This window comes from Pseudomonas sp. CCI1.1 (genome assembly GCF_034348165.1).
In the GTDB taxonomy this organism is placed as follows: Bacteria; Pseudomonadota; Gammaproteobacteria; order Pseudomonadales; family Pseudomonadaceae; genus Aquipseudomonas; species Aquipseudomonas paracarnis.
Window position 1 is genome coordinate 752,879 of record NZ_CP133780.1, and the last position, 20,594, is coordinate 773,472.

The 20,594-nt window shown below is 60.1% G+C and carries 22 protein-coding genes and 1 pseudogene; 9 read left to right on the forward strand and 14 right to left on the reverse strand.

Annotated elements, in window-relative coordinates; all coding sequences use genetic code 11:
• Positions 1–16: 16 nt before the first annotated feature.
• Positions 17–997, reverse strand: a complete 981-nt coding sequence (locus tag RHM69_RS03300) for an IS5-like element IS1384 family transposase (RefSeq protein ID WP_010466230.1) — start codon at positions 995–997, stop codon at positions 17–19.
• A 67-nt stretch (positions 998–1,064) separates the two neighbouring features.
• Here RHM69_RS03300 and RHM69_RS03305 point away from each other — a divergent pair, with 67 nt between their 5' ends.
• Positions 1,065–1,526: a hypothetical protein gene (locus tag RHM69_RS03305; RefSeq protein ID WP_322255476.1), complete on the forward strand. Its 462-nt coding sequence runs from the start codon at positions 1,065–1,067 to the stop codon at positions 1,524–1,526.
• An 81-nt stretch (positions 1,527–1,607) separates the two neighbouring features.
• Here the strand turns inward: RHM69_RS03305 and RHM69_RS03310 are convergent, their stop codons facing one another.
• On the reverse strand, positions 1,608–2,792 hold the full coding sequence (locus RHM69_RS03310; protein ID WP_200601169.1) for an MFS transporter: 1,185 nt from the start codon (positions 2,790–2,792) through the stop codon (positions 1,608–1,610).
• A 94-nt stretch (positions 2,793–2,886) separates the two neighbouring features.
• On the opposite strand from RHM69_RS03310, the gene RHM69_RS03315 reads away from it, so the two are divergent.
• From RHM69_RS03315 to RHM69_RS03335, 5 genes are all read left to right on the forward strand, one after another.
• Positions 2,887–3,780, forward strand: coding sequence for a LysR family transcriptional regulator (locus RHM69_RS03315; RefSeq protein WP_200601167.1), 894 nt, complete (start codon positions 2,887–2,889; stop codon positions 3,778–3,780).
• 81 nt (positions 3,781–3,861) lie between these two features.
• The gene (locus RHM69_RS03320; RefSeq protein WP_014718626.1) at positions 3,862–4,137 is read left to right on the forward strand and encodes a metal/formaldehyde-sensitive transcriptional repressor; all 276 of its coding nucleotides are present in this window, start codon (positions 3,862–3,864) and stop codon (positions 4,135–4,137) included.
• Positions 4,138–4,157: 20 nt separating this feature from the next.
• A complete protein-coding gene (gene dmeF / locus RHM69_RS03325; protein ID WP_014718625.1) occupies positions 4,158–5,066 on the forward strand; it encodes a CDF family Co(II)/Ni(II) efflux transporter DmeF in 909 nt (302 codons plus the stop codon).
• Between the two features lie 113 nt (positions 5,067–5,179).
• Complete coding sequence (locus RHM69_RS03330) at positions 5,180–6,394, forward strand: aldose 1-epimerase family protein (RefSeq protein WP_200601166.1); 1,215 nt, start codon at positions 5,180–5,182, stop codon at positions 6,392–6,394.
• A 117-nt stretch (positions 6,395–6,511) separates the two neighbouring features.
• The gene (locus RHM69_RS03335; protein WP_014718623.1) at positions 6,512–7,027 is read left to right on the forward strand and encodes a GNAT family N-acetyltransferase; all 516 of its coding nucleotides are present in this window, start codon (positions 6,512–6,514) and stop codon (positions 7,025–7,027) included.
• 240 nt (positions 7,028–7,267) lie between these two features.
• On the opposite strand, the gene RHM69_RS03340 is transcribed toward RHM69_RS03335, so the two are convergent.
• From RHM69_RS03340 to RHM69_RS03350, 4 genes are all read right to left on the reverse strand, one after another.
• Positions 7,268–8,104 carry an IS3 family transposase gene (locus RHM69_RS03340; RefSeq protein ID WP_069868358.1) on the reverse strand — a complete coding sequence of 279 codons (837 nt, stop codon included), beginning with the start codon at positions 8,102–8,104 and terminating at the stop codon, positions 7,268–7,270.
• Positions 8,101–8,403, reverse strand: coding sequence for a transposase (locus tag RHM69_RS31020; RefSeq protein ID WP_014717988.1), 303 nt, complete (start codon positions 8,401–8,403; stop codon positions 8,101–8,103). Before RHM69_RS31020 ends, RHM69_RS03340 begins: the two co-directional genes overlap by 4 nt.
• A 143-nt stretch (positions 8,404–8,546) precedes the next feature.
• Positions 8,547–9,167 (reverse strand): LysE family translocator, encoded by a 621-nt coding sequence (locus tag RHM69_RS03345; RefSeq protein ID WP_133633658.1) that lies wholly within the window; start codon positions 9,165–9,167, stop codon positions 8,547–8,549.
• Between the two features lie 76 nt (positions 9,168–9,243).
• Positions 9,244–9,492 (reverse strand): DUF6429 family protein, encoded by a 249-nt coding sequence (locus RHM69_RS03350; protein ID WP_106111201.1) that lies wholly within the window; start codon positions 9,490–9,492, stop codon positions 9,244–9,246.
• Positions 9,493–9,558: 66 nt separating this feature from the next.
• On the opposite strand from RHM69_RS03350, the pseudogene RHM69_RS03355 reads away from it, so the two are divergent.
• Positions 9,559–10,079, forward strand: a pseudogene (locus tag RHM69_RS03355) (DUF2867 domain-containing protein).
• A gap of 79 nt (positions 10,080–10,158) precedes the next feature.
• Here the strand turns inward: RHM69_RS03355 and RHM69_RS03360 are convergent.
• Positions 10,159–10,515: a VOC family protein gene (locus tag RHM69_RS03360; RefSeq protein WP_003191611.1), complete on the reverse strand. Its 357-nt coding sequence runs from the start codon at positions 10,513–10,515 to the stop codon at positions 10,159–10,161.
• A gap of 184 nt (positions 10,516–10,699) precedes the next feature.
• On the opposite strand from RHM69_RS03360, the gene RHM69_RS03365 reads away from it, so the two are divergent.
• Together RHM69_RS03365 and RHM69_RS03370 are read left to right on the forward strand one after the other, a co-directional pair.
• The gene (locus RHM69_RS03365; protein WP_014718619.1) at positions 10,700–11,473 is read left to right on the forward strand and encodes an SDR family oxidoreductase; all 774 of its coding nucleotides are present in this window, start codon (positions 10,700–10,702) and stop codon (positions 11,471–11,473) included.
• 68 nt (positions 11,474–11,541) lie between these two features.
• A complete protein-coding gene (locus tag RHM69_RS03370) occupies positions 11,542–12,447 on the forward strand; it encodes a LysR family transcriptional regulator (RefSeq protein ID WP_200599732.1) in 906 nt (301 codons plus the stop codon).
• Positions 12,448–12,504: 57 nt separating this feature from the next.
• On the opposite strand, the gene RHM69_RS03375 is transcribed toward RHM69_RS03370, so the two are convergent.
• From RHM69_RS03375 to RHM69_RS03405, 7 genes are all read right to left on the reverse strand, one after another.
• Positions 12,505–13,992, reverse strand: a complete 1,488-nt coding sequence (locus RHM69_RS03375; RefSeq protein ID WP_133633661.1) for a methyl-accepting chemotaxis protein — start codon at positions 13,990–13,992, stop codon at positions 12,505–12,507.
• A 183-nt stretch (positions 13,993–14,175) separates the two neighbouring features.
• Positions 14,176–16,323: a TonB-dependent siderophore receptor gene (locus RHM69_RS03380; RefSeq protein ID WP_200599730.1), complete on the reverse strand. Its 2,148-nt coding sequence runs from the start codon at positions 16,321–16,323 to the stop codon at positions 14,176–14,178.
• 212 nt (positions 16,324–16,535) lie between these two features.
• Positions 16,536–17,297, reverse strand: a complete 762-nt coding sequence (locus RHM69_RS03385; protein WP_014718615.1) for a PIG-L deacetylase family protein — start codon at positions 17,295–17,297, stop codon at positions 16,536–16,538.
• 290 nt (positions 17,298–17,587) lie between these two features.
• On the reverse strand, positions 17,588–18,247 hold the full coding sequence (locus RHM69_RS03390; protein WP_014718614.1) for a glycosyltransferase: 660 nt from the start codon (positions 18,245–18,247) through the stop codon (positions 17,588–17,590).
• Entirely contained in the window at positions 18,244–18,843 is a 600-nt protein-coding gene (locus tag RHM69_RS03395; RefSeq protein WP_014718613.1) for an SAM-dependent methyltransferase, read from the reverse strand. Before RHM69_RS03395 ends, RHM69_RS03390 begins: the two co-directional genes overlap by 4 nt.
• Positions 18,840–19,598: a PIG-L deacetylase family protein gene (locus RHM69_RS03400; RefSeq protein ID WP_038450289.1), complete on the reverse strand. Its 759-nt coding sequence runs from the start codon at positions 19,596–19,598 to the stop codon at positions 18,840–18,842. The genes RHM69_RS03395 and RHM69_RS03400 overlap by 4 nt, the downstream gene beginning before the upstream one ends.
• Positions 19,595–20,593, reverse strand: coding sequence for an acyl-CoA dehydrogenase family protein (locus RHM69_RS03405; RefSeq protein ID WP_200599728.1), 999 nt, complete (start codon positions 20,591–20,593; stop codon positions 19,595–19,597). The genes RHM69_RS03400 and RHM69_RS03405 overlap by 4 nt, the downstream gene beginning before the upstream one ends.
• Position 20,594: the final 1 nt, after the last annotated feature.

Genomic DNA, 20,594 nt, shown 5'->3' on the forward strand with positions numbered 1-20,594 from the left:
GTGGCCATTTCCCGCATTACAGGCGCACCTCTCCTGCATTCGTCAGTAAATGTCGGCGCGCCATCCACAGGTTCGACAGAGCGAACAGTGTCACCAGTTGCGCCGTGTTTTTGGCCAAGCCGCGAAAGCGCACCTTGGTGTAACCGAACTGGCGCTTGATTACCCGGAACGGATGCTCGACCTTGGCGCGCACCTGAGCCTTGGCCTTTTCAATCTTGCGCTTGGCTTTGTACAGCACGCTGCGCTTATCGAGTTTTTTGTAGGTGCTGCGGCGTGCCGCCACCTGCCAGATAACTTCACGTCCTTCATGCTCGGGCCGCTTTTCGACACCGGTGTAGCCTGCATCGGCGCAGACCACGTTTTCGTCGCCATGCAGCAATTTGTCCACCTGGGTGACATCCGCCACATTGGCCGCCGTGCCCACTACGCTGTGCACCAGACCCGATTCGTCATCGGCGCCGATGTGGGCCTTCATGCCAAAATAATACTGGTTTCCCTTCTTGGTCTGGTGCATTTCCGGGTCGCGCTTGCCGTCCTTGTTCTTGGTCGAACTGGGCGCATTGATCAGCGTTGCATCGACGATGGTGCCCTGGCGCAGCGACAGGCCGCGGTCGCCCAGATAGCCATTGATGACAGCGAGGATGCCGGCCGCCAGCTCGTGTTTCTCCAGCAAGCGGCGGAAGTTGAGAATGGTGGTTTCGTCGGGGATGCGCTCCAGGTTCAGCCCGGCAAACTGGCGCAGGATCGTGGTTTCGTACAGCGCTTCCTCCATCGCTGGATCGCTGTAGCCGAACCAGTTCTGCAGCAGATGCACACGCAGCATCGCCATCAACGGGTAGGCCGGACGGCCACCTTCACCTTTCGGATAATGTGGCTCGATCAAAGCAATCAAGCCCTTCCACGGCACCACCCGATCCATCTCGATCAGGAACAACTCCTTGCGGGTTTGCTTGCGCTTGCCAGCGTACTCGGCGTCGGCGAAGGTCATCTGCTTCATCGGGAAACTCGGTGGGTGGGGTCGCGGTATTTTGCCAAATCAGAAAGTCTTTTTCAGAGTTTCCCTAATGACTGCGGATCTGCCTGTTGTGGCTGTTAGAGCAATGGCTAACTCTGTTTTGCGCCACCTTGACAAAGCAGCCGCTGACCTTAGTGCTCCAGGCCCGGAGGCATTGTCGCTCTCCGTTTGGGACCTTCATATGGCGTGTGAAAAGGTCATGAAGGCGTATCTGAATCAGCAAGGTATCCCATATGAGCAAACTCATAATCTCCGCGATCTTGTTGCGACTTCACCGAAAACGCATGATTGGTCTGCAGTAAAAACGGTACTAGGACACTTTCCGTCGGAGCAACGCGTGATGAAGTGGCGCTATCAGGAAGGTGGTGTTCCCTCTTTGAACGATTTATGGCGCTTCTACGACGTCGCCTTGGAAGTGTGCTCAATCTATGCTGCTAGGATGAGCAGGCGTTTTCTCTTGGACAACTTTTCCGTACAGATACGACGCCCTCCCTGGCTAGAAAGTGACTAAAACGATGAGCAGACGATAGCGGGATGATTCAGAACTGGAATAGTTGGCTGTCTGTCTAGATGAGCTTAAAAAAGCGTTTCTTCATACCTTTATAACTTTCCGGCAGGTGCGTAAATCTGCCCGCCGCGAACGCCAGCTCAGCCCCAATACCATCAGCAAGCCCAGGCCCGCCATCAGTGCGCCTGCCAGGGAAATGGCCGGGTAGCCCAGCCCGGCATTGATCACCGCGCCACCCAATGCCGCACCAATCGCATTGCCAAAATTGAACGCACCGATGTTCATCGCCGAAGCCAGGTTAGGCGCGTCTTTGGCGGCCTCCATCACCCGCATCTGCAGCGGCGGCACCAGGGCAAAGCTGGCAGCGCCCCACAGCAGGATCGACAGCGCAGCGGGCAGCGGCCATTGCATGAGCACCGAAAAGGCCAACAGCACGGCAATCAACACCACCAGCGAGATGATCAAAGTGCGGTCCACTGAGCGGTCCGCAGATTTGCCACCCCACACATTGCCCAGGGTGAGCCCGATTCCGAACAGCACCAGCATTCCAGTGACGAAGTTGGTCGAGGCATGGGTGACATCGCGCAGAATCGGCGCGATGTAGGTGAATACCGTAAACATCGCACTCGAGCCCACCACGGTCAGGGCCAGCGCGGCCAGCACCGGCCCGCGCCCCAGCACACGGATTTCCGCCATCAGCCCGCCGCCTTTGGGTGCCGGCGCATTGGGCAAGGCCCACCACAGCGCCGCCATGACCACCGCGCCAAGCCCACTGATGCCCCAGAACGCGGTGCGCCAACCAAAGTTCTCGCCAAACCAGGTCGCCAGGGGTACGCCGCCAATGGTTGCCAGGGTCAGCCCCATGAACATCGCCGCCACAGCCCCCGCGCGCTTCTCGGGCGCCACCAGGCTTGCGGCCACGATCGAGCCAATCCCGAAGAACGCTCCGTGATTGAGCGACGTCACCAGCCTGGCGATCATCAATGTCTGGTAGTTGCTGGCCAACGCCGACAGCAAATTACCCAGGGTAAAAATCGCCATCAGCCCTATCAGCAGATAACGGCGGGGCACCCTGGCCGTCGCCAGGGTCATGATCGGCGCGCCAATCAACACGCCCATGGCGTAGGCGCTTACCAACAGCCCCGCAGCAGGAATGGAGACGTCAAGATCAGCGGCGATACCGGGCAACATGCCCATAGGGGCAAACTCTGTGACCCCGATGCCAAAGGCACCGACGGACAATGCTACAAGGGGGGGATTGATACGCATGGGTGACTCCTCATCTGTGAGCCAAATGCTACAATCCTGCCTTTTGCAGCAGTAGCCCTTGGTTGGGAACTACAGCTTTGCGCAGGAGGCACAAATGGACATCGGCGGGCGTTCGGGAGAGATGGAAGTGTTCACCATGGTCGCCGAGCACGGCAGCCTGTCGGGCGCGGCCAGGGCCTTGGGGCTGACCCCATCGGCCATCAGCCGCATCATTACCCGCACCGAACAGCGCATCGGCACCCGTCTGCTACTGCGCACCACCCGCGCCATCACCTTCACCGCCGAAGGCGAAGCCTACCTGCGCGGCGCCCGACGCATCCTCGCCGACATGGCCGAAGTCGAAGACGCCATCACCGACCAGGGCGCCCCACGCGGACGCTTGCGCGTCAGCGCCGCACTGGCCCACGGCCGCATGACCATCGTCCCCCTGATCGCCGCCTTCAGCGCCCGCTATCCCGCCATCGTCGTCGACCTGATGCTCGGCGACGAAGTCGTGGACATCCTCGGCGGCCAAGCCGACGTCGCCATCCGCTTCGGTCCCCTCGCCGACAGCCCTCTGACTGCTCGCCTTATCGGCTCTACCGGGCAGGTTATCGTTGCTTCACCGGACTACCTGGCACGGCATGGCACCCCCGTGACGCCGCAGGATTTACTGCAACACAACTGTCTGCGCTTCAACTTCCGTAGGGCGGCGCCGGATTGGCCGTTTCGGGTGGAGGGGCGGGAGTTTTCGTTGAAGGTGGCCGGGACGATTGAGGGAAATAGCGGCGAGGCATTGGCGCAGTTGGCGAAGCTGGGGGCGGGGGTGGCGAGAATTGGGGCGTTTAGTGTGGTGGAGGAAGTGAGATTGGGGGAGTTGGTGGTGTTGTTGGAGGAATTTAATCCTGGAGATGTGGAACCGATTCATGCGGTGTTTGTGGGGGGAGGGGCGATGCCGGCGCGGGTTAGGGCGTTTGTGGATTTTTTGGTGGAGAGGCATTGCGTGTGATACGGAAACAATACCGGGAGTTCTTGTATAGGGGTAGGGGGTATACCTATACTACCTCCAACATAGGTAGGGGGGTATCCCGTGGGCCATATCGCAGCAAACAAAGACGATCTTCTCAAACGCGTAAAACGTATCGCCGGGCAAATCCAGGCGGTTGAACGGGCATTGGAATCTGACCTTGATTGCGCCAAGACACTGCATCTTGTGGCTGCCACTCGTGGCGCCATTAACGGCTTGATGGAAGAAATCATCGAGGAGCATGCGCGCGAGCATGTTGCGAACCCTGGGCTCAGTGAAGAGGAGCGCAACAAGGGTGTCGAAGAGCTTCTTGAAGCTATTCGCCGTTACTCCAAATGAAAACCTCTGAGCTCACCCTCATGAATAACACCAGCATCAACTACACACACGATCATGTGTTCCTCGGTTCAGCACACGACGAAAATGCCAAGCGCACGCTTTGGGTGGTGGCGCTGACTGTGGTGATGATGATTGGCGAAATCACCGCCGGGTATATCACGGGCTCAATGGCGTTATTGGCTGATGGCTTTCACATGGCAACCCATGCTGGCGCTTTGGGCATCGCGGCGGCTGCTTACGCATATGCTAAACGTCACGCGTCCAGCCAGCGGTACAGTTTTGGTACGGGAAAGGTAGGGGAGCTGGGCGGGTTCGCTTCGGCGCTGATTCTCGGTTTGGTTTCCCTGGCAATTGGCGTTGAGTCAGTCATGCGTCTTCTACAGCCCACGCAAGTACAGTTCGGCACCGCTACGCTCATCGCCATTGCCGGTTTGATCGTCAATATCATCAGTGCCCTGCTACTGGGTCATGGGCACGATCATGATGACCATGATCCGCATGCTCATCATGGAAACGATAACAACCTGCAATCAGCGTATATCCACGTCATCGCAGACGCGCTGACTTCTGTTCTGGCCATTGCCGCACTTCTGGCCGGGCGCTATCTCGGCTGGGTATGGCTGGACCCGGTCATGGGCATCGTGGGGGCTCTGGTGATCGCGCGTTGGGCATGGACCTTGATGGGAGTTACCGCAGGCGTATTACTGGATCAGACCGATGCGCACGTTGCCGAGGAAATTCGCGAACTGGTCGAGAAACCGGGCGATGCCACTATCACGGACTTGCATGTCTGGCGGGTTGGACCGCAAGCCCATGCCGCCATCGTCAGTGTCGTGGGTAAGGTCAGTACGAATGCAGACAATATTCGTGAGCGACTCAGGCTGGTTCATGAGATCAGTCATCTGACGGTCGAATTCCGATCGGGCTGATTCAATGCTTTCCTCTGTAATTTTCGGGTGTAGCGATGGTGTCGCTTTTTCAGCTTGCTGAAACGTTTCATCGAGTTTATAAAGCGCAAACAACTCCAATAAAGGCCACCGCCATGATCCCGCTCAAACTCCTCGTCGCCCTCAGCGCATTCTCTGCCGCCTCCCAAGCCCTAGCCTGGGATTACGTGCTGCTCGATACCGACAAAGCCGCCCAGAACTGGCAGGTCACCAGCCAGCAGCTCGGCATCCAAACCGACAAGCCCTTCAGCGTTACCCTGCGCACCCTGCACGGTGGTCGGCAGGAGGGTGTGAGCATCGTGGATATCGACAACGGCACGATGAAGCTCTCGGTAGTGCCGACTCGTGGCATGAACGTGTTGCAGGCGTCGGTTGGCGATGTGCGGATGGGCTGGGATTCGCCGGTCAAGGAAGTGGTTAATCCTTCCTTCATCGAGCTCAATGGCCGCGGTGGTCTGGGATGGTTGGAAGGTTTCAATGAGCTGGTCACCCGCTGCGGCTACGAATGGGTCGGGCACCCTGGTATCGACAACGGCGAGCTGTTGACCCTGCACGGGCGGGCGGCCAATATCCCTGCGAACAAAGTCACCCTGCATATCGATGAAAAACCGCCGTACGCGATCACCCTGCGTGGCGAGTTGAAAGAGCAGGCGTTCAAGAAGGTCGATTTCTCTGTTGCGACCGAACTGGTCACCGAGTCTGGCAGTGTGGTGTTCGCCCTCAACGACACGCTGACCAACAATGGCGATTATCCGAAGGAATACCAGGCGCTGTATCACAGTAACTTCAGCACCCCGTTCTTGGAGCAAGGCGCGCGGTTCGTTGCGCCGGTGAAGCAGGTGTCGCCGTTCAACGACAAGGCCAAGGGCGAACTGGCCGATTGGCAAACCTATCGCGCACCGACCAAGGACTATGACGAAACGGTTTACAACGTGGTGCCGTATGCCGATGCCAAGGGTGATACCTTGACGGTGTTGCATAACAAGGCTGGCAGCCTGGGGGTTTCGGTTGGTTTCAATACGCAAACACTGCCGGTGTTTTCGCTGTGGAAGAACACTGATACCCAAGGGCAGGGCTATGTCACGGGGTTGGAGCCGGGGACGAGTTTTTCCTATAACCGTCGTTATCAGCGGCCACTGAACCTGGTGCCTACGATCGGGGCGAAGGAACATAAGCAGTTCCGTATCAGCTACAGCTTGTTGGCGGATAAGGCGGCTGTTGAAAAGGCCTTGAAGCAGGTCAGCGAGATTCAGGGTGGGCGGGAGACTGAGGTGCGGCAGACGCCTTTGGTGGATCTGACCAAGGGGTGACATTGGCTGGAGCCTTCACGCGGGCCCCGGCGTTCTTCATCGACGCCGGAACCCGCGCCCTGCAACTGTCATCGATGGGCATGCATACTGAAATAACCGTATTTCAGGAGCCTATCCGTGATTCGCAGAGCATTACCCGCCGACGCGAAGGCCATTGCCCAGGTGCATATCAGCAGTTGGCAAGACGCCTACCGTGACCTGATGCCCGCCCAGTTCTTGAGCGGATTGCAAGTAACGCTTGCTCGGCGCGAAGCCCATTGGGCTCGCTCGCTTGCCTCGGGTGAGTCGACGGTATGGGTTGCCGAGGTGGGCCAGCAGATTGTCGGCTGGATATCCGTTGGCGCCAGCCGTGACGAAGACGCCGTGCAGGCCAATGCAGGTGAGGTCATGGCCATCTACGTGCTCGCCGAGCATTGGCACTCCGGCGTCGGGCTGGCCTTGTGGAATGCCGGCCTGCAAGACCTGTTGGCGCAAGGCTATGAGCGTTTAACGCTGTGGGTCTTGGCCGGTAATGAACGGGCTATTCGATTTTATCGCCGGGCGGGGTGTGTCGAGGAGGCCGGGACTGAGCACCATCTTGAGAGGGGCGGTGTGGCGCTGGTGGAGGTGAGGTATGGTTTGCCGTTGAGATAGCATAGGTATCTACGCAACTTGGGCATCAGTTGAATCGTCGTCGGCTGCCCGGCCGCCTTCGCGAGCAAGCCCGCTCCCACATTGGTCATGCATTGCCGTCAAAATCAGTGCCTGGCACAGATCCCCTGTGGGAGCGGGCTTGCCCGCGAAGGCGGTGTGTCAGTCACTGAATTTTCAACTGAACCACCGCCATCGCAGGCAAGCTGAACTGGTCAAGTAATCTTGGACACCGATTAAGGTTCACGCCGCCAACCTTTCCTTCGCGACCGGCGACCGGTAGTCGTTGTAGCTGTGAGGCCTGCTGATGTTGTAGCGCGAGACATAGCGCTGCACGTCTGCCCGGGCCTCATGTTCCAGTTTGTAGCCCGTTTCAGGAACCCACTCTGATTTCAAACTACCAAAGAAACGCTCCATGGGGGCGTTGTCCCAGCACTCGCCTTTACGGCTCATACTTTGTCTAAATCCGTGTTTCACAAGCTCGTTTCGGAATTTATGACTGGTGTACTGACAACCTTGGTCTGAATGAAACAACACATCCTGGGGGCGGCCGCGTAGCTCAACCGCCATGCGTAGCGCTTCGCAGGTCAGATTGGCATCAGAAATCATCGAGAACGACCAACCCACGATCCTCCGAGCGTACAAATCCAGAACGGCGGCGAAGTACATCCATCGCTTGCCGACCTTGATGTAAGTTACGTCGCCACACCACACCTGGTTAACCGCCGTTACATCAAATTTTCGCTTGAGCACGTGCGGCGCAACCAATGCCTCAACGCCCGGCGACTTGTACTTATGGCGCCTGCGCTGACGACTAGCGATGCCAGCTTCGCGCATCAAACTGCGAGCCATATAACGTCCGATACGATGCCCTTTGGCTTTTAGCTCCTTGGACAAAGTACGTGCGCCGGCCGACTCTCTGGACGCCCTGTGGTGCTTGACCAGCGCGGCTTTGAGCTTGTCCCGTTCAGGATTTGCTCTGCCCTGGCGCTGGCGCCAGGCGTAGAAACTACTACGGTTGATCCCAAACGCCCGGCAACACCTTTTAACGCCGTATTGCTCGTCCAGCTCATCGATCAGCGTGAATGATCTTTGGCGTCCAAAAGCAGGAGAGCACTGGCCTTTTTTAGGATTTCAATGTCCAGGTCTTTCTCCCTGAGTAGGGCTTTGAGCCTCTGGATTTCTCGCTGATCAGCGGTAATCGCCTTGGCCCCTACCGGGGTCGAACCCAGGCGTTCTTTCTGCACTTGATCGACCCAGCGGCGTAGAGCAGTGGGGCCGATATCTAGGCTGGCACAGACCTCAGTAACCGGCTGGCCTTCATCCAGCACCATGCTGGCAGCCTTGAGCTTGAACTCACTCGAATAAGATTTACGCATATCCAAACACCTCAGATTTGGGCGCTATCATAACGCCCGATTGAAGTGTCCAAAATCATTAGGCCAGTTCAAGCCAGCTCCCACATTTGGATCGCGGGGCACAGCTCGATCGGCGTCGGCTGCCAGGGGCGCTCCCACCGCGGTTACGCCCTGCGCGCAGTCAACAATACCGCCGCGGCCGCTGACAACAAACCTGCGCAGCAGCGATTGAACAGGCGCTTGCCCTTCGGCTCGGCAAACCAGCGACGCATATGCAGGCCCATATAGGCGTAGGCACTGATGGCGACCCATTCCAGGGCCAGGAACATCACACCCAGCAGGGCAAATTGCGCGGTGATAGGTTGGCCGGGCACCACGAATTGCGGGAGGAAGGCGGTGAAAATCAGGATCGCTTTGGGGTTGCCCGCCGCCACCAGAAACTCCTGCCGTGCCAAGGCCCACAGGCCCACCTTCCCCGTTGCGGTGTCCACCTGCTGCTGCGGGTCTGCGCGCCATAGCTGATACGCCAGGTAAAACAGATACGCCGCGCCGAGAATCTTGATCCCGTAGAACAACAACTCCGAGGTTTGCAGTACCACCGCCAGGCCAGCGGACGCGAGGGCGATCATGCCGGCGAAGGCCAGCAGACGGCCGAGACCGGCGAGGCAGGAGGTGCGGTAGCCATAGCGGGTAGCGTTGCTCACGGATAGCAGGTTATTGGGGCCGGGGGCCATGTTCAGGGCGAAGCAGGCGGGGAGGAAGAGGGCGAGGGTGGCGAGGTCCATGGCGGCTCCGGGTTGGCAGGTCGGGGAGTCTTGAGGATAAACGCATGAAGCGCGGTTTAACACTCCGTAGCTGGGCTTATGGCCCCGCGAGCGCTTCAGGTGCCGCGCCAAACAACCGATCGGCAATTTGCCTGCCCCGTTCCAAGCCTTCCTGCGTCAACCAAATGGATTTGTTTTTGTTCACCGGATTACTGATAAAACCTTGCTCGTGGAGTCGGTTCATTATTTGAAAGTCGTGGCCTTGCCATGAGTTGCCGTTATCAAAGCTGAAGGTGGTCAGCAGGGCAAGTACGGCTTCCTCAATCAGTTTTTCGTCGTATTCCATAATGGGTACTCCGTTTGGATTACACAGACCCTGTCGAGCTTAGCGCAGCATCTCGCTTGAAGCGTTATGATGCAAATCCCTGTTTTGGTCATGGACGGAAAAACCTTGGCGACTAACTCTGTCAGTCACACGTTGGGTGCACCGTCTGAACTCGATTATTACGATTGCAGGTCGGTGCTATTGCCGACTGAGATCAGCGCGCTGGAAGCCTGGAACATCATGACCGCTGAACCGGGGTCGCTGTTGCGATTGGCCTTTCGGATCAGGGATGGGATTTCTTCAAGATTTGGCGTAAAGCGCATCGGCGGGTTCTCCGGCAATCGGCGCGTGACGGTGCAAGCGGGTGAGCGGCTGGATTTTTCCTGGTAGAGGACTGCGCGCCGGATAGGCTGGTGCTGACTGAGCGTGACCGGCACCTGGATGTGATGATTTGCCTTTCAATTGCTGATCGTGTGCTGACGATCACTTCATCGGTGATCACCCACAACACCTTCGGGCGCCTTTACATGCTGCCGGTGGGGCCGGCGCACAAACTGATCGTCAATCGGTACATGGCCCGCTTGCAGCGCAAGCTGCAACAGCTTTGAAACCCAGAACAGGCTCACACAACGCAACCTGTTCTCGGTTGGAGATGTCGAGCTTCAGCGATACAGCGAAAGCGCTGGATCACGGCGCAACGCTCCACACCGCCAGTTCATACCCATCCGGGTCGGTAAAGTGGAATCTGCGGCCTCCTGGAAACGCAAACGTCTGGCGTGTAATCACCGCACCCAGTTGTTGAAGCCGCTGCTGCACACTGTCCAAGTCATCGGCATACAAGATAACCAAGGGCCCGCCCGGCCGCACAGTCTCACCGGTGGTGAAACCACCCGTGAGCCGGCCATCGCTGAACTCGCTGTAGGTGGGGCCGTAGTCGACGAATGTCCAGCCGAATGCAGCGCCGTAGAAGGCTTTGCTGCGGGCAATGTCGCTTACGTTGAATTCGATATTGTCGATCTGTCGGTCTCTGCCACGAGTACTCATGGGGGCTTCCTTGGCCGGTGTGCAAGGCCGGAGTGTAGCGTACCTCACATCCTTTTCATTCACCGATAGGGCCTTTGTGATTAGGCAATATCTCTGGACACTGCATCCAGCCAAGGTGTGCTTATCTTTGTCGAGGGGCACTCTAGAATGGCGGCGTACTTCTCCCAATTAAAGGAATGTTGTCATGCCTAATCATTCAATCAACGGCAAGGTTGCACTGATCGCGGGTGGTGCGAAGAACCTCGGAGGGTTGATCGCCCGCGATCTGGCCAAGCATGGCGCCAAGGCTGTGGTCGTGCACTACAACAGCGCCTCCAGCCAGGCTGACGCGAACACAACCGTTGCCGCAATCGAGGCGCTAGGCGCGAAGGCTGTCGCTTTGCAAGCGGACTTGACCACGGCGGGGGCGATGGAAAAACTCTTCAATGATGCCGTCGCGGCAGTTGGCAGGCCGGACATCGCGATCAATACCGTGGGCAAGGTGCTGAAAAAGCCAATGGCTGAAATCACGGAGGCGGAGTACGACGAGATGATGGCCGTCAATTCCAAGACTGCGTTCTTTTTTATCAAGGAAGCCGGCAACCACCTCAATGACAATGGCAAGATCTGCACTATCGTCACTTCATTGCTGGGCGCTTTCACCCCCTTCTACGCGGCGTATGCCGGCAGCAAGGCGCCGGTAGAGCAATTCACGCGGGCGGCGGCGAAGGAGCTGGGCGTTCGGGGGATTTCGGTCACGGCAGTAGGGCCGGGTCCCATGGACACGCCGTTCTTCTACCCGGCCGAAGGTGAGGATGCGGTCAGTTACCACAAGACGGCTGCTGCGCTGTCGCCGTTCTCGCGCACGGGCCTGACAGATATCGAGGATGTGGTCCCGTTCATCCGTAACCTGGTCAGTGACGGGTGGTGGGTGACGGGCCAGACAATTTTGATCAATGGCGGCTACACCACCAAGTAAACGGTTAACGCGCTGGCGCAGACGTGGTGAGCGCCGATCGATCCGTGCCCCCCGAGCATTGAGAGTCCATGGATAGAATCGAACAGTACCGCGTCTTCGTTCAGGTCGCAGAGCTTGGCAGTTTTATACAAGCGGCACGGCTGATGAGGCTGCCACGCGCGAGCGTGTCGGCCGCCATTCAACAGCTGGAGGCCAATGCCGGCACTCGACTGCTGCACCGGACAACCCGCAAGGTCTCCCTGACCGCCGATGGCACCCAGTTACTGCTGAAGGCGCGCCAGGTCTTGCTGGACATCGATGATATCGACCAACTGTTTAACCGCCATCAGGAACAGGTCATGGGCCGTCTGGAAGTGGACGTGCCCAGCCGCATAGCGCGGCGCCTGGTGATGCCTGCGTTGGGCGAGTTTCTCCGCCGCTACCCTGAGCTCCAACTCGGCCTGGGCTCCACCGATCGCGCCATTGATCTGGTACAGGAAGGCGTGGACTGTGTCATTCGTTTTGGCACCCCGCAGAACAGCAGCCTGGTGGTGAAACCGTTGGGCAAGGTGTTGCTGGTCAATTGCGCGAGCCCCGCCTACTTGGCGGAATTCGGGGTGCCCACACAGCCTTGCGATCTGCAAAACCGGCATGTCTGTATCGGCTACAGCACGAGCGCAGGCGGCCAGGAAACGGCCTGGGAATATTGCGTCGATGGCACCGCGCAGGCTGTCATGATGCCGAGCCGCGTGGTGGTCAACAATGCCGAAAGCTATATCGCAGGATGCTGTGCAGGGCTTGGCTTGATTCAGGTGCCGTTGTTCGATGTTCAGCATTTATTGGACAGCGGCGAATTGGTTGAGGTGATGACGGCCTATCGGCCGGCCCCCATGTGCGTTTCAGCCCTGTACCCGACTCGCCGCCAACGCTCTCGTCGCCTTGGCGCGTTCATCGATTGGTTTGCCGCTTTGATGGCTCCGCATCTGGAACCTTGATGCACTCCAGCGGTATATCCACCTATTCTCTTTGACTCGCCGTGTTTCGGATTGGGTTCAAGGATGAAACCTGCGCCCCAACGCATCCAGCCGCACCGCGATCGGTGGCAGGCGTTCGCTGCTGCGGGCGAGTGTCTCGACGTCGTCGGCGGTGTTCTGGGCGATGCTTTGCACCGACTGCAAGCGCTCGACGATCTCCAGGTTGGCCGAGGTCTGCTCGCGGGTGGTGGTGACGATGTGGCCGTTGAGTTGGTCGATGTGCGCGATGTCCTCGCCCACCGCCCGTAGCATGTCCACCGCCTCTTGGCTGTCTGCCACGCAGCGCTCTACGCCTTCGCGGCTGGCGTGCATGGCTTCGACGGCTTGGCGGCTGCCGTGTTGCAGGCCCTCGATGATGCTCTTGATTTCCTGGGTGGAGAGGGCGGTGCGCTGGGCCAGGCTGCGCACTTCATCGGCCACCACGGCAAAACCACGGCCTTGCTCGCCGGCGCGGGCGGCCTCAATGGCGGCGTTGAGGGCCAGCAGGTTGGTCTGGTTGGCGATGCTGCTGATCACTTCCAGCACCGAGCCGATTTGCTCTGCCTGCACTGCCAGGGACTCCACTGTCGATTCGGTGCCGTTGATACGCGAAGCCAGTTGGCTGATTTCATGCTGGGCGCGGCCGACGCTTTCCTGGCCGCGCACAATCTGCTGGCTGGCCTGGCCTGCATGCTCCACCGCCTGTTCGACCTGCACCGTAATGTGGCCCATGGCGTCTTCCATGCGCTGCATCGAGCCGGTCATTTCGCCGATCTGCGCCAGTTGATGCCGTGCGCCTTTTTCCAGGGTGCCGCTGGCGCTGGCCAGTTCTTGGCCGAGCTGGCCCAGGCCATGGGAGTCGCGAGCGACGCCGTCGATCAGGTGGGTGAGTTGCTGCAGGAAGTGGTCGAACCGCTTGGCGAGGGATACGTGGGCCTTGCCTTCACCTTGGGCGGTTTCCACGGTGAACTGCGAGGTGACGGCGAGCATTTTCTCAAGCATTTCCTGGCTCTCCACCGCTTCGGCCTGGCTATGGACGGCCAGGTAGAGCAGGGCAACGGTCTCCATCACCACATAGAAGGCGTGAACGAACACCATGGTCCAGCCGCCGTGATGCTCCATCACAAACACCGGGAAGCCCTGGTGTTGCAAGGCATGGAACACCACGTGATGCACCGCGATGGTCAGTGCCGCCACCAGGATCGGCAGCCAGTCACGGTAGAAGGTCAGCACCGCCAACAGCGCGAAAATACCGAAGTGGGATTCGATCACCCCGTGCGCCTGGTTGATGTGCAACGCCGCCATCACCATCAAGCCGGCGCCCAGTGCACAGCGCATCACCCGGGTGCCGCCAATCACGCGATACAGCGCCGTGAGCACCACGCCGGTGCCGCCACCGACGATCACGGCCTGCATGAGGGTGTCGTGCCAGAACGCCAGGCCGAGGGAGAACAGGCACATCAGCCAGATCAATGCCAGCATGATGCGGTCGGCCTTGCGATAGTGCTCGAGAAAACGGACGGGCATTCACTCTTACTCCATGAGAGGGGGCGTCGAGGTCAAGCAAGCACGCGGTGTGCCATACAGGCGCGCCGCTGTGGAGTGAAGCAGATGTTCAGGATTGTTGCCGGTTACCCACGCGTTATCGGCACGCGGGCGCGGGACTTTAAGAACGGCTGCCCGAGCGGGCAGCCGAGGTGGGCATGAGGCTCAGAAACTGTACTTGGCAGTCAACATCATGTTGCGGGGGCTGCCATAGGAGTCGCCGCCATAAGTCACTGAGTTGGAGATGGACTGGTAGTAGTGGCGATCAAAGATGTTGTTGGCGTTGAGTTGCAAATCCAGGTGCTGATTGACCCGGTAGCCTGCCATCAAGTCAGTGACGGCGTAGCCTCCTTGCTGGAGCCGGTAGTTGCTGCCATCCGCTAGCTTGATGTCGTTGTACATGCGGCTCTGCCAGGAGATATTGCCGCCGACGCGGAGTTTTTCCAGCGGGCCCTGGAAGTTATAGCGGGTGGTCACTTTGAACAGATGTTCCGGGATGTCGGTATCGAACTGTTTGTTGACCTTCTGCGGGTTGGCGTCGTCCTTGATGGTGTGGGTGCGCGCATAGGTATAGCCGCCGCCGACCTGCCAGTTTTCGGTCAAGGCGCCTTGCAATTCGAAGTCGATACCCTGGCTGCGGATTTCGCCCGAGGCCTCGGCACAGGACGCCTGCGGGCAGTTGGGCACCACCACGGCCACGGCGCGGTTTTCCTGGTCTACACGGAACAGCGCTACGCTGGCATTCAACGTGCCACCGAAGTATTCGCCTTTGACGCCCACCTCATAATTTTTACCGACGATGGGTTTGAGCGGAGTGCCGGCTGTGCTCTTGTCTTTTTGCGGCGTGAAGATGTCGCTGTAACTCACATAAACCGAATGCTGGTCGTCCAGATCGTAGATCAGGCCGGCGTAGCGGGTGAGGTTGCGGGTGACCTTGTAGTCGCCAGCGGCATCACGGTTGTCGTAGTCGTACCAGTCCAGGCGAGCGCCGAGGATCAGCTTCAGCGGGTCGGCCAGGCTCAGGCGGCTGGTCAGGTAGAAACCGTCCTGGGTGGTGACTTCGCGAACGTTGTTGGTGCGGGTGAAGTTCGGTTTGCCCGCATTGATCGGCCAGTTGAGGTCGTACGGGCTGTAGTTGTGGGTGGTCATGTCGTAGATGCGCTTGCTGGCGCCCACCACCAGTTCATGGGTGCGGCCGAACGCCTCGAACGGGCCGCTGGCAAAGGCGTCGAGCCCGGCCTGGTTTTCATCGTAGGTGGCCTGGTACACCGTGCGGGCCAGGGTGTCGTTGGTCCAGCGCGATTGGTAGGAGCCGGAGAACAAGGCGTTCTGTTCGGCGTAGTTGGCGTTGACCTGCAGGCTCCAGTCGTTGGCCAGGCGCTGGCGCAGCTCTGCGAACACGGTGTTGATTTCCTGGTCCTTGTTTTCCCAGTCGGTGCCTGGGTTGTAAGAGCGCGACAGGCCCAGGTGGCGTCCATCCAGGCCGACCATCGAAGCGCCCCAGAAGTAGTTGGTCTTGTCCTTCTGGTTCGAGTAACCGAGGGTCAGGGTGGTGTCTTCGCTCAGGTCGGCTTCGGTGACGGCATAGAAAAGGCCATGATCCTGCTCGGCCTTGTCGATAAAACTGTTGGCATCGCGGTAAGAGGTGACGACACGGCCACGCCAGGTGCCACTGTCATTGAGTGGGCTGGAGGCGTCGAACTCGCCACGGTAGTCGTCCCAGCTGCCGACGGCGCCGGTGAGCGTGACTTTCTGCTCATCCAGTGGCCGCTTGCGGATCAGGTTGATGGCGGCCGAAGGGTTGCCTGCGCCGGTCACCAGGCCGGTAGCGCCGCGTACCACTTCGACGCGATCGAACATCGCCAGGTTCGGCTGGGCGCCTACCGACGCACCGTTGTAGCCGCTGGGAATACCGTCATACATGAGGTTGTCGATATCGAAACCGCGTGCGGTAAAGCCTTGTCGCCCAGGGCCGTTGGAGTAATTGAGGAACAGCCCCGGCGTGGCGTTGACCACGTTGTTGATGCTGGTCATGGCCTGGTCATCCATGCGCTGGCGCGTGATCACGGTGACGGCCTGCGGGGTTTCGCGCAAGGTCAGCGGCAGTTTGGTCGCGGTCTTCATCGAGCCGGTGGTGTACGACTCGCTGCCTTCGGTGGTTGCGCCAAGCTGTTGGCCCGAAACCTCGGTAGCGCCCAGCTCGATGGTGGCCGGTGCGTCGGCGGCAATGGCCGCATTGGAGGTTGCTAAAGCGATAGTGATTGCCATCAGACTGGGTGTAAAAACGTTGCCGCCGCGTTGTTGCACAAACATGAAAGTAGGGCTCCCCAAGTGCCTTCCGTGGCGAATAGTAAATCTGTTGATAATTATTCGCATCAGTTTGGCAGATTGAGTCTGTAGGGAAAAGCCCAACGTTTGTAGGAGCGCGATTGCTCGCGAAAGACGCGCAAGCGCCGCGTTAATTCAGTAAGCCCGCGTTATCGTTGAGGTTTTTCGCGAGCAAGCTCGCTCCTACAGGGTGGTGGTCAGGTGAACAGGATTTCGTAGGGCTCGCGCATGCGCTCCAGCAATATCTGCGCGAGCATCGGTGGTAAGCCGATCTGCGGGTCACCCACCAATTGGCTGGCGTAGGCGTGGGCGGCGTGCAGCTTGCGCGCGACGGTCCAGGTATCCAGGCGGACCTTGCGTGCACGCTGCCAGGGCATTACCGCGCTTTCCCGGGCCGGCCAATGCCAAGCCCAGATCGGCAGTTCATACAGTTGGGCACCTACTAGGCTGCACGCCCTGGCACTCGCGCGGCCGACGGCATCGTGGTCGTCATTGCCGTCGTTGCGCCAGGTGGTAAACACCACGTCGCCGGGTTGCAGGTAGCGCGCGATGAATTGGCTCATCGGCGATTCACGGGCGGCCAGGGCGTCGTCACAAAATCCGCCACGAATCCATTTCAGGCTGTGCAAGGGCATGCCCAGTCGGCGCAGGGCCTCGGCGCTTTCCTGGGGGCGCACCACGCTCAAACGGCTGGCCGGCCATACTTGAGAGCCGGGATGGCTGGCGCTGCCGTCGGTGATGGAGATCAATTGCAGCGGATGCTCGTGGGTGCTGAGCAGTTGCAGCAAACCGCCGCACGCCAGCACTTCATCGCCAGGATGGGGTGCGATTACCACGACGCGAGCGCCGGGCGGTACCAGGGTGTTCAGGGAGATGATGGGGGTTTGCGCCAACTGCGGCGCAGTGTTCCAGATTTGCGCGGGGCCGCGACGGCCTTCGCTTAAGGAGGCAGGCTTCATGGGGTGTCACATCCTTGTCGGTTGATACCGGGTCGTGCTCCGTTGACGGGACGACGCTCTTGTCTTCACCGCAGGCTCCGCTGAGGTGAGTGCGTGGCATGCCAATACTGGAATGCTGTGCGAGGCGTTAGGAGCATAGACAGGCATGGGTATCTGCACAACTTTGATGCGATGTTTGCTGGGCTGACGTCATCGCAGGCAAGCCAGCTCCCACAGAGGGTCTATGTTGCCCACAAAATCTGCGCCTGGCATGGGTCCCTGTGGGAGCTGGCTTGCCTGCGATTTTGTTTTTACCCAGCCCGCATCAAGCTCTTCAAGTAATCACCAAACCCACCCTCAGCCCGGCAATCCAGTCGCGCACTGGTCACCACTTGCGGTGCATGGCTCCAGGCAATGGAGGCACCGCAACGCTCCAATTCACGTACCAGTTGTACATCCTCGTGGCATTCCAGCGGTTCAAACCCACCGGCCTCTACGTAGGCGCGGGCACTCACGCCCAGGTTGGCACCGTGGATATGCCGATGCCCGTCGTGGGCCTGGTAGGCCTGCTGATAGCGAATCTGCGCGGCCGGGTCGAAGCCTTCGCTCCAGGCGTCCACGGTGACTGTGCCGCACACCGCGTCGCAACCTTGGGCCAGTTGGGCCACCAACCAGTCAGGGGCGACACGGCTGTCGGCGTCGGTGCAGGAAATCCACCGCGCGCCTTGCTCCAGCAAGTACCCTGCACCCACGCCGCGGGCGTGCCCGACGTTGCGGGCCTGCACGTGCAGGCAATGCACCTCGTGGGCCTGGGCAATGGCCGCGCTGGCATCGCTGCAACTGTCGAGTACTACCAGAATCTGTACCGCTTCACCCAGCAAGCCCGGGTGGTTGGCGGCGATCCGCGCAGCTCTCAGGCAATCATCCAATAGGGCTTCTTCGTTATGTGCCGGGATCAGAATACCGATCATCGTAAACCCTCGTGGCGAGCGACCGAGGTGCCATCGAGGCTCCACAGGTTGAGCAGGAAATCCGGGTCCTGGTACTGCACCAATGGTGCTACACCCAGACGCTGTTGGAGCACGGCGTGCACCTGTTCGGCGGTTTGCGGGCAACCGTCAATGGGCACTCGCCAATGACAGGCCAGAATTTGCCCGTCAGCGGTCAAGGCGGCGAGGGCGCAATCGATCAGACGATTAAAATCATCGACATCAAGGTAATAACAAAGCTCACTCAATACGATCAGTTCGAATTGCCCGCCGGGCCATTGTTCTGGCAGGCGACGCTGCTCCACGCGGGCATGAGGAAAATGCTCCAGCCGCGCCTGTGCCAGACGCACCGCAGCGGTGGCGGTGTCGCAACACAGCAGGCGGTCGCAACGCGGCGCTAGCTCGGCACTCAGTTCGCCGTTGGCACAACCCGGCTCGAATATCGACGCATAGCGCAGCCGCGTCAGCACGGCCAAGGTCAGGGCGCGCTTGCGTTGTTCGTACCAGCGCTGACGAAAAGCCCAAGGGTCGTCATTGCCGGCAAACAACTGGTCGAAGTAGGGGGTTGCCACACTCATACGAATACCATCTCAAAAGGTTGCAGCAAGCGCTCCACCACATAGGGCGCCAGCACCGGTGGCAGGCCGATTTGCGGGTCGCCCTCCAATTGGCTGGCAAAGGCGTGGATCGCATGGCGTTTGCGCGCCACTTGCTCGGCGGTCAGCGGGATCTTGCGCGCCCGATGCCAGGGCACCTTGTGGTCTTCGGCGGTGGCCCAGTGCCAGGTCCACACCGGTAGCTCACACAACACTGCGCCGACGGCCTTGGTTGCCTTGGCACTGGCGCGGCCCACGGCCTCATGGTCGCAATGCCCGTCCTCGCACCACGTGGCGAACACCACGTCGTTGGGCTTGAGGTGGCGCTGGATAAACTCGCAAAGCTGGGCTTCGCGCTCGGCCACATGGCTGTCGGCAAACCCGCCGCGCAGCCATTTCAAACTGTGCAGCGGCAAGCCAAGGCGGTGCAAGGCCTGGGCCGATTCCTGCGGACGCACCACACTCAGACGCTCCACCGGCCAGCGCCGGGAGCCCGGGTGGCTGGCGCTGCCATCGGTGACGGAGATCAGCTGGATAGGGCGATCCAGCGCAGCCAACCCTTGCAGCAAGCCGCCGCTGCCCAGCACTTCATCATCCGGGTGCGGGGCGACGATCACCGCTCGATGCCCTGGCGGCACCAACTGCGCCACACTGATGTGCGGCAACTCGGCCAATCGTGCGCTGTTTTGCCAGTGGCTCAGCGGTGTGCCCTGGCCAACAATCGGATTGGGCTTCATAGCGCCCATCTCCCTGTGGGCTCGCCGGCGACCTGTTCGCCGAGGGCGGCCAAGTCGCGTTCGGCATGGCTTTGCCGCACATACACCGGCAAATCCGCCATCAACTGGGCAAAGTGCGGGTCCTTGCAATACGGCCCGGCGCCGACCCCACGGCCCACATGCTGGATCACTTGCTCGACGGTGTCCTCGATACACGCACGCGTCTGTTGCGCCAGTTGCCGCGCATCGGCGCGTGGCTCGCGGTCGATCTGCGCGGCGCTGGCGCGCAACACGCAGGCGGCGCTGTTCAGGGCGCTGTCGACCGCGCCGAGGTGGGCCAGCGCATGGGGCTCTGCACGTGTGGCGCACTGGGCGCGCAGCACTTCACCCAGGCGTTGCGCCGCGCCGTACCAGCATGCGGCAATGCCGATCCCACCGTGCCAGAAGCCCGGACGGGACAGATAGTCCCCCGGGCCGCCCACGGCAATTCCCCTGGCGGCGCTGAACAGGATGTCGACGCTACCGGTCGCCGCCATGCCCACCGCCTTCCAACCCTCATTCGTCACCGTGATGCCCGGCTGATCCATCGCCACGGCCACCAATTGCTGGCGGTCCTCTTCGTCCCAGGCCGTCAGCAAACCATGGCTGACCACCGCCGCACCGGAACACCAGGCCTTGCGCCCCTCGACGAGCAGCCGCTGGCCGTCGCGACGCACGCGCACCTTGGCAGTCGGCGGCTCGGCCGCCCACATGCCCCAGGTGCTGCCCAGCGGCGGCAAGGGGCTGTCGAGTTCGGCAATGATCGCCAGGGCATCGGTATGGCCTTCGAACAACTTGCACAGGCGCAAGTCATGCCCGGCCACCTGGGCCAGTTGGCTCAAGCGGGACAGGGTCTGGCCGCTGCCCGGCAACGGCAGTTGATCAAGGCCTTCTTCTTGAAGGGCCCTCAGGGCATTACCCAGGGCTTGCGTGTCGGCATAGCCTCGGTAGCCCTGAAGGAAACCGTGCAACGCCATT